Origin of the sequence: Magnetococcus marinus MC-1 (genome assembly GCF_000014865.1) — a bacterium.
In the GTDB taxonomy this organism is placed as follows: domain Bacteria; phylum Pseudomonadota; class Magnetococcia; order Magnetococcales; family Magnetococcaceae; genus Magnetococcus; species Magnetococcus marinus.
Genome location: NC_008576.1, coordinates 811,840 through 824,677, shown reverse-complemented (window position 1 = coordinate 824,677; position 12,838 = coordinate 811,840). Strand labels below are relative to the sequence as shown.

Annotated in this window: 10 protein-coding genes; all 10 read left to right on the top strand. The window is 54.3% G+C overall.

The window, feature by feature from the left end; translation table 11 throughout:
- Nucleotides 1-34: 34 nt before the first annotated feature.
- The 10 genes from MMC1_RS03515 to tnpC all read left to right on the top strand — a co-directional run bounded on the left by MMC1_RS03515 (nt 35) and on the right by tnpC (nt 12,774).
- Complete coding sequence (locus MMC1_RS03515) at nt 35-1,102, top strand: RnfABCDGE type electron transport complex subunit D (protein WP_011712368.1); 1,068 nt, start codon at nt 35-37, stop codon at nt 1,100-1,102.
- Nucleotides 1,095-1,730, top strand: coding sequence for an electron transport complex subunit RsxG (gene rsxG, locus MMC1_RS03510; RefSeq protein ID WP_011712367.1), 636 nt, complete (start codon nt 1,095-1,097; stop codon nt 1,728-1,730). The genes MMC1_RS03515 and rsxG overlap by 8 nt, the downstream gene beginning before the upstream one ends.
- A 19-nt stretch (nt 1,731-1,749) precedes the next feature.
- Nucleotides 1,750-2,418 (top strand): RnfABCDGE type electron transport complex subunit E, encoded by a 669-nt coding sequence (locus tag MMC1_RS03505; protein WP_011712366.1) that lies wholly within the window; start codon nt 1,750-1,752, stop codon nt 2,416-2,418.
- A gap of 2,368 nt (nt 2,419-4,786) precedes the next feature.
- The gene (gene gatC / locus MMC1_RS03495) at nt 4,787-5,074 is read left to right on the top strand and encodes an Asp-tRNA(Asn)/Glu-tRNA(Gln) amidotransferase subunit GatC (protein WP_011712364.1); all 288 of its coding nucleotides are present in this window, start codon (nt 4,787-4,789) and stop codon (nt 5,072-5,074) included.
- Between the two features lie 20 nt (nt 5,075-5,094).
- Nucleotides 5,095-6,546 carry an Asp-tRNA(Asn)/Glu-tRNA(Gln) amidotransferase subunit GatA gene (gene gatA, locus MMC1_RS03490; RefSeq protein ID WP_041641913.1) on the top strand — a complete coding sequence of 484 codons (1,452 nt, stop codon included), beginning with the start codon at nt 5,095-5,097 and terminating at the stop codon, nt 6,544-6,546.
- Nucleotides 6,547-6,584: 38 nt separating this feature from the next.
- Entirely contained in the window at nt 6,585-8,045 is a 1,461-nt protein-coding gene (gene gatB, locus MMC1_RS03485; RefSeq protein WP_011712362.1) for an Asp-tRNA(Asn)/Glu-tRNA(Gln) amidotransferase subunit GatB, read from the top strand.
- A complete protein-coding gene (locus MMC1_RS03480; protein WP_011712361.1) occupies nt 8,042-10,327 on the top strand; it encodes an AsmA family protein in 2,286 nt (761 codons plus the stop codon). The genes gatB and MMC1_RS03480 overlap by 4 nt, the downstream gene beginning before the upstream one ends.
- 130 nt (nt 10,328-10,457) lie before the next feature.
- Nucleotides 10,458-10,799, top strand: coding sequence for an IS66 family insertion sequence element accessory protein TnpA (gene tnpA / locus MMC1_RS03475; RefSeq protein ID WP_011712018.1), 342 nt, complete (start codon nt 10,458-10,460; stop codon nt 10,797-10,799).
- Nucleotides 10,799-11,158, top strand: coding sequence for an IS66 family insertion sequence element accessory protein TnpB (gene tnpB / locus MMC1_RS03470; RefSeq protein ID WP_011712019.1), 360 nt, complete (start codon nt 10,799-10,801; stop codon nt 11,156-11,158). Before tnpA ends, tnpB begins: the two co-directional genes overlap by 1 nt.
- Nucleotides 11,159-11,193: 35 nt before the next feature.
- Nucleotides 11,194-12,774, top strand: a complete 1,581-nt coding sequence (tnpC, locus tag MMC1_RS03465) for an IS66 family transposase (protein WP_011712020.1) — start codon at nt 11,194-11,196, stop codon at nt 12,772-12,774.
- Nucleotides 12,775-12,838 lie beyond the last annotated feature (64 nt).

Below are 12,838 nucleotides of genomic sequence, written 5' to 3'. Positions count from 1 at the left end.
CGGAGCTCCACCCGAGATGCTGGGAAGAAAGCTAATGACTCTTATGACCTCTTCGTCGCCCCACGTGCATGGGGGCGACTCGGTCGACAAGGTGATGTTGAATGTGATCAAGGCCTTGGCACCGGCGACCTTGTTATCAATCTTTCTGTTTGGCTGGCCTGCGCTGTTGGTGATTGTGTTGACCGTGCTTTCGTGTGTGGTGATGGAGCGGTTGACCAATATGTTAAGGGGGCGTCCCTCGACCATTGGGGATTATTCGGCGATTTTGACCGGCTTGTTATTGGCATTGACCTTACCGCCCCATTCGCCCTGGTGGATATGTGTGGTGGGGGGGGTATTTGCGATTGGGGTTGGCAAGTCGGTGTATGGGGGGTTGGGTTACAACATGTTTAACCCTGCGTTGATTGCGCGGGTATTTTTGTTGATTTCGTTCCCTGTGCAGTTGACCACTTGGCCACAGATTAGCCCTCTTTTTGCGGCGGACTCTTTTTCATTGGCGCAATCCTTTTCGATTATTTTTGCGGGGGATTACGGCAGTGTGGTGATGGACAGCATTACGGCGGCGACGCCGTTGGGGCATTACCGTATTGAGACGGGGTTGGGCAAGAGTGTTGCGGAGGCTTTGGGTGGGGATTTTGGCTTTAGTTTTTCTCACTCGATTGCGGGGGACATTGGTGGTTCGTTGGGTGAGACGTCGGCGTTGGCGTTGGTGGCTGGCGGCATATGGATGATCCGCAAGGGTTTGATCACGTGGCACATACCGGTTTCGATGATTTTGGGTACGGTTATTCCGGCGACGGTGATGTGGCTGATTAATGGTGATGTTTATCCAGATCCGCTGTTTCATTTGGTGACGGGTGGTTTGCTTTTGGGGGCTTTTTTTATGGCCACCGACATGGTGACATCGCCGGTGACGCCTAGGGGTATGTTAATTTTTGGCGGGTTATGTGGGGTGTTGACCTATGTGATTCGTACTTGGGGGGGGTATCCTGAGGGGGTATCTTTTGCGGTGGTGATTATGAACACGGCGGTGCCGTTGATTGATCAGTACACCAAGCCGGTGGTTTATGGTAAGTCCAAGAAGGAGAAGGCCAATGCCTAGTTTTATTCGCATGGGTCTGGTGTTGATGGCGGTGGGTGCCATTGCGACGACGATTTTGGCGACGACCAACGCTGCTACAGAAGGTGCGATTGCTGAGGCGGTACGTTTGGACACATTGAAGGCGTTACGCAGTGTTTTGCCGGTTGGGTATGACAATGATCCGGTTGAGGACACGGTGATGTTAGCGGATGTGGGTTTGAACAAGAAGGGCACGCCGGTTAAGTTTTACCGTTCGCGCAAGGGTGATCAGGCCATGGCGGCGGCTTTTGTGGTGACGGCACCGGATGGTTATTCGGGGGATATTGATACGATTATGGCGGTGTCTGTGGATGGCACGGTGACGGGTATTCAGGTTGTGAACCACAAGGAGACGCCTGGCTTGGGGGATAAGATTGAGGCGAGCAAGTCGGATTGGGCGGAGAGTTTTCGGGGCAAGCGTCTTGATACTTTCAAGTGGGGTGTGAAGAAGGATGGTGGTGGGTTTGATCAATTTGCGGGTGCGACCATTACGCCGCGGGCGGTGGTTAAGTCTGTGAAGTATGGTTTGGAGTTTTTTGTTAAGCATCAGGCCCAGATATTTGCTCAAGCTGAGCCGGTAGCTGTGCAGCCCGCGCAAGCGGCTCACTAGGTTCTAGGGAGCGTATGTGATGAGTGAGATAACCAATCGAGAGATTGTTGCCAATGGTTTTTGGAACAACAATGCGGTTTTTGCGCAGTTACTGGGTATGTGTCCGTTATTGGGTGTGACGACGACGGCGATGAACGGTATTGGTATGGGATTAGCTTCATTGGTGGTATTATTGGGGGCCAATGTGGTGGTGGCGATGGTACGTAGTTACATACCGTCGGAGGTACGCATACCGAGTTATATTGTGGTGATTGCGTCGTTTGTGACGATTGTGGATTTATGCATGAATGCGTGGTTGCATGATTTGCACAAGATATTGGGTTTGTTTATCCCGTTGATTGTGGTGAATTGTGCGATTTTGGGTCGTGCGGAGGCGTTTGCATCGCGCAATTCGGTGGGGAAGTCGGCGATTGATGGTATAGCGACGGGTTTAGGGTTTACGTTTGCGTTGTTTGTATTGGGTGCTGTGCGTGAGATTTTGGGTGCGGGTGAGATTTTTGGTTATGATGTGATGTCATGGTCTGGTTTTCATCCTGCATTGGGGTTTGTGTTACCGCCGGGAGCGTTCATTGCGTTGGGCTTTATTTTGATGGGCGTTAAGTGGTTGAACGAGCGTCGTGAGTTGGCTGCTGCGAAGAAGCCCAAGCAGAAGCGGGCGTCTGGTGAGGCGGTTGGGGTTGTGGCATAGCGTTAGAACAAGCAGAGTAAAAAACCCGCCCTCGTAATGGAGATGGCGGGTTTTTTATGGGGTTTGCACGGGCGGAGGTGGTAGCGGGAATTGTTGAGGGGTTTTGAATGCCCATATACCCAGGGAGTCTCATTATTAAAAGGGATTGGGGGGTCTGGGGGGAAGCTCTGCTTGCCCGCCCAGCGGGTGCAGGGCGGCGCCCTGCCGGGTCTGGGCAGCGCCCAGTGGGGTTCGGGGCGAAGCCCTGAGATCTTTTGATCTTTTAGCCCCGTACCGATGGAGCAAGGGCGCAGGTTTTTTTTTAAGAGAGCCGGGATTTTGTAGGGGCGCGGTACGGGGCGAGGGGTAGCGATGTCACGCGCCAGCGTGGCGGGCGGTTGGGCACATGGTGGCTGGGGTAGAAACCATGCAAGGGGCGGAGGTGGTAGCGGGAATTGTTGAGGGGTTTTGAATGCCCATATACCCAGGGAGTCTCATTATTAAAAGGGATTGGGGGGTCTGGGGGGAAGCTCTGCTTGCCCGCCCAGCGGGTGCAGGGCGGCGCCCTGCCGGGTCTGGGCAGCGCCCAGTGGGGTTCGGGGCGAAGCCCTGAGATCTTTTGATCTTTTAGCCCCGTACCGATGGAGCAAGGGCGCAGGTTTTTTTTTAAGAGAGCCGGGATTTTGTAGGGGCGCGGTACGGGGCGAGGGGTAGCGATGTCACGCGCCAGCGTGGCGGGCGGTTGGGCACATGGTGGCTGGGGTAGAAACCATGCAAGGGGCGGAGGTGGTAGCGGGAATTGTTGAGGGGTTTTGAATGCCCATATACCCAGGGAGTCTCATTAGTAAAAGGGATTGGGGGGTCTGGGGGGAAGCTCTGCTTGCCCGCCCAGCGGGTGCAGGGCGGCGCCCTGCCGGGTCTGGGCAGCGCCCAGTGGGGTTCGGGGCGAAGCCCTGAGATCTTTTGATCTTTTAGCCACGTACCGATGGAGCAAGGGCGCAGGTTTTTTTTAAGAGAGCCGGGATTTTGTAGGGGCGCGGTACGGGGCGAGGGGTAGCGATGTCACGCGCCAGCGTGGCGGGCGGTTGGGCACATGGTGGCTGGGGTAGAAACCATGCAAGGGCAGACGGGCGTTGGGGTAGAAACCATGCAAGGGGCGGAGGTGGTAGCGGGAATTGTTGAGGGGTTTTGAATGCCCATATACCCAGGGAGTCTCATTAGTAAAAGGGATTGGGGGGTCTGGGGGGAAGCTCTGCTTGCCCGCCCAGCGGGTGCAGGGCGGCGCCCTGCCGGGTCTGGGCAGCGCCCAGTGGGGTTCGGGGCGAAGCCCTGAGATCTTTTGATCTTTTAGCCACGTACCGATGGAGCAAGGGCGCAGGTTTTTTTTAAGAGAGCCGGGATTTTGTAGGGGCGCGGTACGGGGCGAGGGGTAGCGATGTCACGCGCCAGCGTGGCGGGCGGTTGGGCACATGGTGGCTGGGGTAGAAACCATGCAAGGGCAGACGGGCGTTGGGGTAGAAACCATGCAAGGGCAGACGGGCGCTGGGGTAGAAACCATGCAAGGGCAGACGGGCGTTGGGGTAGAAACATCTGCACCCCCCCAAGCCCAGCCTAGAACCAACCCCCGCTGGGGCATTTGGCATTCCCTAAAGGGGGGAACATTGAAAAAAGACTCAATGTTCCCCCCTTTAGGGAATTAAAAGGCTGGCTCGCTGGTCGCTAAGCGGCAAAAAGACGCCGCTTAGCTCCCCTAGCGAAGGGCGAGCCTAAAAGCAAAAAAATCAAAAAATCAAAAAATCAAAAGCAAAACCCTGGGGGGAGACAGAGAACTTCTCCCCCCAGACCCCCCTCTAACCTTTTTTTAATACTAAAAACAACTCCCCTACAGACTCAATTTTTCGACATCTCAAAAAAATCAAAAGCAAAAACCTGAGGGGAAACAGAGAACTTCTCCCCCCAGACCCCCCTCTAACCTTTTTTTAATACTAAAAACAACTCCCCTACAGACTCAATTTTTCAACATCTCAAAAAAATCAAAAGCAAAACCCTGAGGGGAGACAGAGAACTTCTCCCCCCAGACCCCCCTCTAACCTTTTTTTAATACTAAAAACAACTCCCCTACAGACTCAATTTTTCAACATCTCAAAAATCAAAAGCAAATTCCTGAGGGGAAACAAAGAACTTCTCCCCCCCTCCAACCTTTTTTAAGAATAAAAACCCACACCGTTATTCACACTACACCCAAAAATCAGCACACCCCCCCCTCAAGCACAAGCCCAAAGCCAAAAATCAATCGCCTAAACATCCACCCTTATTGATGCAGAAGCCCCGCTGTGTTAGTTTTTCTCTCTTTAGCCTATGTTTCCCTACCCCCCCTTCGGAGTCGGACATGTCCGTTACCAAAGAGACCGTACAACACGTGGCCAACCTGGCCCGATTACAGTTCAATGAAGAAGAGACCGAACGCTTTTCCGGCCAAATCTCCCGCATTGTCGACCTAATGGATGCCCTCAGCAAACTCCCTACTGAAGGGGTTAAACCCATGTCCCACGCCGTGGATATGGCTATCCCCCAACGGGACGATGTGGTCACCAACGGCAACCAACGCGACACCATGCTCGCCAATGCCCCTGATGCCGAAAAAGGTCACTTCCGCGTTCCCAAAGTTATCGAATAATCGGAGCTAATATCGTGGCACTGAATGAACTAACCCTACGGGAAGCTGCCGATAAGTTGGCCACCAAGGAGATCTCCTCGGTGGAGTTAACCCAGGCTTGCCTGGACCAAATCGCCAAGCATAACCCAACCATTAACGCCTTCGTCACCGTGGATGCCGAAAAAGCCCTCGCCGCCGCCCAAGCAGCCGATGCCCGCATCGCCGCTGGTAATGGCGCACCCTTAACCGGCATCCCCATCGCCCATAAGGATATTTTTAATACCACCGACATGCGTACCACCTGCTCCTCACGCATGCTGGAAAATTTTATCCCCCCCTTTGACGCCACCATCACCACCCACCTGCGCCAAGCCGGTGCCGTCATCCTGGGCAAAACCAACCTGGACGAGTTCGCCATGGGCTCTTCCACCGAAACCAGCTACTTCGGTGCCTCCCGCAATCCGTGGGATACCCAACGCACCCCCGGCGGCTCCTCCGGTGGTAGCTCAGCGGCCATCGCCGCCAATATGGCCATCTGCGCCACCGGTACCGATACCGGCGGCTCCATCCGACAGCCCGCCTCTTTAACCAACTTAACCGGGCTTAAACCCACCTACGGTCGCTGCTCCCGCTACGGGATCATCGCCTTTGCCTCATCTCTGGATCAGGCCGGCCCCATGACCCGTACCGCCGAAGATGCCGCCATGCTGCTCAACGTCATGGTTAGCTATGACCCTAAAGACTCAACCTCCATCCAGAGCCCCGCTCCCGATTTTACCCAAGCCCTGACCGGCGACGTCAAGGGGCTGAAAATCGGTATCGCCGCCGAATATTTTGGCGACGGGCTCAACGATGAAGTGCGGGCCGCCATCGAAACCGCCCAACAGCAATACCAAGCCATGGGCGCAGAACTGGTGCCCATCTCGTTGCCCAACAGCGGTTATGCCATTCCCACCTACTACATCATCTCTCCCGCAGAGTGCAGCTCTAACCTCGCCCGCTATGATGGGGTTAAATTTGGCTACCGCTGCGAGGAACCCAAAGATATTCGCGACCTCTACTTCCGCAGCCGCTCCGAAGGGTTTGGGGATGAGGTCAAACGCCGCATCATGCTAGGTACCTATGTGCTCTCATCGGGTTACTACGATGCCTATTATCGCAAAGCCCAACAAGCCCGCCGCTTGATCGCAGACGAGTTTAAAGCAGCCTTTGAAAAGGTGGATCTTATCTTAACCCCCACCTCGCCCACCACCGCGTTTAAGTTTGGCGAAAAAGATGATCCGGTACAGATGTATCTATCGGATATTTACACCATTAACGTCAATTTGGCTGGCCTGCCGGGCATCTCTGTGCCCTGCGGCTTTGACAGCAAAGGCTTACCCATTGGCATGCAGCTTATCGGTCGCCCCCTGGATGAGGAGACCCTGCTACGCAGTGCCGACGCCTACCAGCGCCAGACCGACTGGCACAAACGCCGCGTCCACTTGGGCTAACAGCACCAACCTACGTAACCGCAACGGATGATGAAATCATGAGTATCGATCCGGCATATGAAATGGTCATTGGTCTGGAAGTACATGCCCAGATGTTGACCCAATCCAAAATTTTCTGCGGCTGCTCCACCGCGTTCGGAGCCCCCGCTAATACCCAAATCTGCCCTGTTTGCAGTGGTTTTCCAGGTGTGCTTCCGGTATTGAACAAAGAAGCCGTCAATATGGCGATCAAAACCGGTTTGGCCATTGAAGGCGAGGTTCGCATGCAAAGCGAATTTAGCCGTAAAAACTATTTTTACCCCGACCTACCATCGGGCTATCAGATCACCCAGTTTGAGCTGCCCATTGTTGAACATGGCAAGGTGTTGATCGAAGATAAGGATGTACCTGCTAAAGTGGTGGGCATTACCCGTATTCATATGGAGGTCGACGCCGGTAAATCCATTCACGAAGGGGTGGTTGGGGGTACCTGGGTTGACCTTAACCGTACCGGCGTACCGCTGATGGAGATTGTCTCCGAACCGGATATGTCCACCCCCGAAGAGGCCGGGGCCTACCTGAAAAAATTACGCTCCATCGTGCGCTACCTGGAAGTGTGCGATGGCAACATGGAACAAGGCTCGTTCCGCTGCGACGCCAACGTGTCGGTGCGTAAAAAAGGCGACCCCAAACTCGGTACCCGCTGCGAGCTGAAAAACCTAAACTCCATCCGCAATGTCATGCGCGCCATTGAGTTGGAAGCCGAACGCCACATTGATATTTTAGAAGAGGGGGGTAGCATTGTACAGGAGACCCGGCTCTATGACGCCAACCTCAACGAAACCCGCTCCATGCGCAGTAAAGAGGATGCCCACGACTACCGCTATTTCCCCGAGCCCGACCTGCCACTATTGGTATTGAGTGAGCAGCAGATTGCCACCGTCAAGGCCACCCTGCCCGAGCTGCCCGATGCTAAGCGGGAGCGGTTTGAAACGGCCTATGGCCTCTCCCACTACGATGCTTCGGTGTTAACCACCAGCCGCGCCCTCTCTCGCTACTATGAAACGGTGGTGGAGCAGGTTAAGGCGGGGGGACAAAATGACCCCAAAATCTGCGCCAACTGGGTAACGGTTGAGCTGTTGGCGCTGCTGAATAAAGAGAATAAAGAGATTGAGCAATCGCCGGTGAGTGCGACCAATCTGGCTAAAATGGTGGTGCGTATTCTGGATAACACCATCTCGGGCAAAATTGCCAAAGAGGTGTTTGCCAGCATGTTTGAAAGCGGCAGTGATCCCGACACCATTATTGAAGAGAAGGGGCTTAAACAGATCACCGACAGCGGTGCCATTGAGGCCGCCATTGATAAGGTTTTGGCCCTCAATAGTACCCAGGTTGAGCAATATCGCGGTGGCCAAGAGAAACTGTTTGGCTTTTTTATCGGTCAGGTGATGAAAGCCACCCAAGGCAAGGCCAATCCAGCGGAACTAAACAAACTGCTCAAGCAAAAGCTCGGCGGATGAAACGCCCCAGGCGCTTACTCTACGGAATTTTATTGGTGATGGTGGCGGGTTTGGGCGCCACCCTCTTTTTTCTGTCCGACCATCTGGATCCCGCCCCCTATCAGCACAAGGTGGTGAAGACCCTAGAGGCCGTGACCGGCAAAAAAATTTCCGTAGGTGGGGTGAGTTTCACCCCATCCGCCGGTGTAACCCTGCGCCTAGAGCAGTTTAAAGTTTATGACAATGACACCAATCCACGCCCCCTTATGGAGGTAGAAGCGCTGGATCTCGGGGTGGGGCTGGACTTTTTATTGGACAAGAGCCCCACCTTTAGTTCCGTAGTTATGGTGCGCCCCTTTATTAATTTGGTCAGTGATGATCCTGAGCAAAACCCCCTAGAACTGCTCAAACAGGACGCCCAACGGGCGCAGCGCATGATCCAAGGGCTGTTTGACAATCTGAGCGGCTTTCATCTTGGCCGCTTAGAGGTGCGAGATGGCACCATCGCCATTCACTCTTCCCAGCCAGGCCGCCCACCGCTACGCATAGATCAACTGCTGATTAACATGTTGGAGCTGGGGCCTAGCCGCGAATCGACCCTGCGTGTGCTGGGCCGTTTTCAGCATATTCCCTTTACCATCACTGGACGAGTGGGGCCATTACCCAAAAATCACGATCTGGCGACCATGCCCATTTTGCTCAATGCCGATGCCAAAACGATCGAGATGGGGCGTCTGTCGGATATTCTTCCCAATTTTTCCAACACCACCCAGATAGGCCGGGGTAACTTTACCGCGCTGGTGCATGGCAGTTTGGAGAAGGGGCTCAACAGCACCATTAACTTTCGCTTGGAAGATCTGCAAAACCTGCCCCCCGTCGGGCATGAAGATCATGAAGAGCGCATGCCGCCGTTGGATCTGACGTTGCGGCAAAAATCGACCCTGCGTCTGCACCGGCAAGCCCTTGAGCTGAAAATTCAAGAGTTTTACCTCTATCAAAATGGCCGCCCCCTGTTGGAGATTTCTGGACGCGCCACGGTCAACCGGGGCACCAGTGCCAACCTGACGCTCAAAAGTCTTAATCCGGTACCAGTCTTTTTGCTGCCCCAGGGATTGCGTCAACCCCTAGCCTTGCATGATGGGGAGGTTACGGGGCTGTTAAAGGTGCAGGGCAGTTATCCCCAGCGTCTGACCCTGACCACCGAGTTGGATTTAACCGGTGCCGCCATGGAGCGCCTGCCCTATGTACAAAAGGCCGAAGATCTACCCTTGACCATTCGCAGCCGCCTGCTGGCAACGGATTTGGGTACCCAGTTGGAGTCGCTGACCATCTCCCAACCCAACAGCTCCAACATTTTCAAGCTCTCTGGGGCGCTCTCGCCCACCCCGCAGTTGCGGGCGGTGGGGCGCTGGAAGCTGGAACAGCTGGCGGAGATGTTTCCCACCTTACAGAGGTGGCACCCCCAAGGTCAGGCCCATATTGAGCTGCGTTTAAATGAGGGCAAGGGTAAGCGGAGCCCCTTTGAGATCACCGGCCAGATACGCGCCCCCGAGGGCAAATTAGAGCGCTGGCCGTGGGAAAAACTGACCCTGTTTTTTGATAGTGATTTAAAGAGCCATTTTACCATCAACCGCATGCAGTTAAACATGGCGGGGGGGCATCTTTCGGGCTTGGCCCATGTGCGCCATACCGATGGCACACCAGCGCTACACGCTTTTGTAAGCGGTTCGGGCATCTCGGTTGAAAAGTTGCAGGAGGTGGTTGCAGAGCAGGTCTCTTTGTTGGATCGCATAAGCCCGACTAGCCCGCCCATCCAACGCTCTTTGCGGGTCGAGGGTCTGCTGTTTGGCGAGGGCGAGTTGCATGTGCAGATGGATGAAGGGGCGGCCCTAACGCCTGCCAACGTGCTGGCCAGTGCCGATTTACGTATTGAGCCGGGTCAAGTGGTGGGGATTGATGGGGCGCTGTTTTTACGGGCGCTGCTGGATGGCAGCCTGCGGGAAAAAATGGTGGCGGCCCCCCAAGCCAGCTTCGCCTGGGATACACTACAGACCCACCTGCTCTACCACCAAGGAAATTTGGATTTCAAGCAGTTACAGATTCAGGCGGGGGATCTACAGCTACGGGGTTCGGGCAGCATACATGCGTTGGGCAAGCATGCCTTTGCGTTACAGCTTATCCACCCGAGTTTGCTCAATCGAGATCCGCCCCCCGCGCCGCTGTCGTTTAAACTGTTGGGCCGGGCCGACACCCTAACCGTGGAGATGCCACCACCCCAACCCGTGTCACCGCCCCAACCGTGACATCACCCAATAGGCGGGGGCTTGCGGTGATAGCCCAGCGGTTTACCGTAAGCGCCCATTTATCCCCAGGGTTCAGTTTGATCTGAAGGTATGTCACGCTTTCTGAAATTCAAAATTTTAGGAGGCGAACATGGAAGACAAATCAATTGAGGCGTCTGTGCTGAGTGAGAAGCAGCGGTACTGGCTGGATCATTTACGCAGTTGTCGTTCTGAGGTCGGCACCATTAAGGAGTACGCTGAAGTCCATAAGCTGAGCCTTCCATCGTTGTATTTTTGGAAGCGCAAGCTGACGCAAATGGGTTTTCTGGAAGAGTCAGGATCAGGCAAGCGACGTTTTCAGCGATTGGAATTGAGTTCAAAGTCTTCAGCAGGGGTCTGCCGGATTCAGTTCCCAAATGGTATGACGGTGGAGTGGTCAGGGAATGGTGGCGAGAGCTTGCTCTCTGTCCTGCGATCTGTGGCAGCCTTGTGATGATGCGCCCATCGCCGGATATTTCTGTCGTCCATCTTTGTTTGGAGCCGGTGGATTTCAGGAAGGGGATCAACGGACTGGCTGCATTGGTGGAGGCAGAACTGGAGTTGAATCCCTTTGATGAGGCTCTGTTCGTGTTTCGCAATCGATCATTGGACAAGGTGAAAATCCTTTACTGGGAACGTAATGGCTTCTGCCTGTGGCAAAAGCGGCTGGAAAAGGACCGATTTCACTGGTTGCGCCAGGGAGGTGCCGCAGAAATCCAAATCACGGGGCGGCAGCTGAATTGGCTACTTGATGGCTACAACCTGGCGGCAATGAAGGGTCACAATAAACTGCATTTTTCTTCGATTGTATAGAGTGTTAAGGCGGTTTTTTTGGTATAATTTCGGCTATGAAAACGCTACCAAAGACACTCCCTGATGACCCTGCCGCTTTGCGGGAAATAATACTTTCCTTGCAGGCTGAAAATGTCCTTTTACAGGACAAAAGCAAGCGTATGGAGCATGAAGCCCAGCTTCTGAGGGAGAAGCTGAATATTCTCATTGCCAAGCGGTTTGGGCGTTCCAGTGAGAAGAGCGATCCCCGTCAGTTGGGTCTGTTCGATGAGGCAGAAGTGACGGCTGCCGAGGAACCTGAAGAGGATGCCGAAGAGATCCAGGTTCCTGCCCATAGCCGCAAAGTGAAGTCCAAAGGGCGCAAGCCATTGCCAGAGTGGCTACCCCGGGTGGATATCATTCATGAGTTGCCTGAGTCGGCATTGGTTTGTGGCCTGGATGGTCACCATTTGGTCGAGATTGGCCGTGAGACCAGCGAGCAACTGGATATTATTCCGGCCAAGGTGCAGGTATTGCGGCACATCCAGATCAAATATGGCTGTCCTCATTGCAAACAGGGCGTGAAGACGGCCCCTACACCCAAACGTCCCATTCCCAAGGCGTTGGCTACAGCTGCTCTATTGGCCCATGTGGCGGTATCCAAGTATGCCGATGGGTTACCGCTCTATCGACAGGGCGCCATTCTGACCCGTGCAGGGATTGATGTCTGTCGAACCACGCTGGCCAATTGGATGATCCAGTGCGGCCAACTGGTGCAGCCGTTGATCAATCTGATGCGGGACAAGATGCTGGATTACGATATCCTGCAGATGGATGAAACTACGATTCAAGTGCTTAAGGAAAAAGATAAAGTTGCAGCCAGCAACTCCTATATGTGGGTACAGCGAGGTGGTCCCCCGGGTAGTCCGGTGATTTTGTTTGATTACGATCCCACACGCGGTGCCGAGGTTCCGAAACGGCTGTTGGCGGGCTATAAAGGCTGGTTGCAAACGGATGGGTATGCAGGTTATCTGGGTGTGGGTGCGCAGGAAGATGTGATCCTGATGGGGTGTTTTGCGCATGCCCGTCGTCAATTCGACGAGGCGATCAAAGCGTTGGGAAAATCCAAAAAAGGCAAGATAGGCAAGGCTGGGCAGGCACTGTCGCTGATCCGGAAACTGTACGCTGTGGAAAAGGATCTGCGTGAGGAAGAGGCTACTCCAGAGCGACGTTACAAGGTGCGCCAGGAGCGTTCCCGCCCCATTATCGATGAGTTGAAAACCTGGCTGGAAGATAATCGAGCAGGGGTGTTACCGAAAAGCAAACTCGGCGAAGCGATGGGATATCTGACCAATCAGTGGTCCTCTCTGATTCGATATCTTGATGATGGACGCCTGGAAATTGACAACAACAGAGCCGAGAACGCCATTCGCCCCTTTGTGATTGGCAGGAAAAATTGGCTCTTCAGCAACTCTGTTCGAGGTGCAAAGGCCTCGGCAAACCTCTACAGTTTGATTGAAACGGCCAAAGCCAATGGTTGGGAGCCCTTCGTCTATCTCACAAAGGTCTTTGAGGGCCTCGCCACAGCGCAAACCGTGGATGAGTTCGACTTGTTGCTCCCGTGGAATTTGAAATCTGCTGCTGAACCGGCAGGGTAGTTGATGGGGATAAATGGGCGCTTACGGTTTACCGCCCCCCCTTCAAGCCCCTCTTTCAACCTTT

Bases quoted from the DNA above. Each gene is read 5' to 3' on its own strand.
- MMC1_RS03515 (WP_011712368.1), top strand. From the start codon at position 35: ATGACTCTTATGACCTCTTCGTCGCCCCACGTGCATGGGGGCGACTCG.
- rsxG (WP_011712367.1), top strand. From the start codon at position 1,095: ATGCCTAGTTTTATTCGCATGGGTCTGGTGTTGATGGCGGTGGGTGCC.
- MMC1_RS03505 (WP_011712366.1), top strand. From the start codon at position 1,750: ATGAGTGAGATAACCAATCGAGAGATTGTTGCCAATGGTTTTTGGAAC.
- gatC (WP_011712364.1), top strand. From the start codon at position 4,787: ATGTCCGTTACCAAAGAGACCGTACAACACGTGGCCAACCTGGCCCGA.
- gatB (WP_011712362.1), top strand. From the start codon at position 6,585: ATGAGTATCGATCCGGCATATGAAATGGTCATTGGTCTGGAAGTACAT.
- MMC1_RS03480 (WP_011712361.1), top strand. From the start codon at position 8,042: ATGAAACGCCCCAGGCGCTTACTCTACGGAATTTTATTGGTGATGGTG.
- tnpA (WP_011712018.1), top strand. From the start codon at position 10,458: ATGGAAGACAAATCAATTGAGGCGTCTGTGCTGAGTGAGAAGCAGCGG.
- tnpB (WP_011712019.1), top strand. From the start codon at position 10,799: ATGATGCGCCCATCGCCGGATATTTCTGTCGTCCATCTTTGTTTGGAG.
- tnpC (WP_011712020.1), top strand. From the start codon at position 11,194: ATGAAAACGCTACCAAAGACACTCCCTGATGACCCTGCCGCTTTGCGG.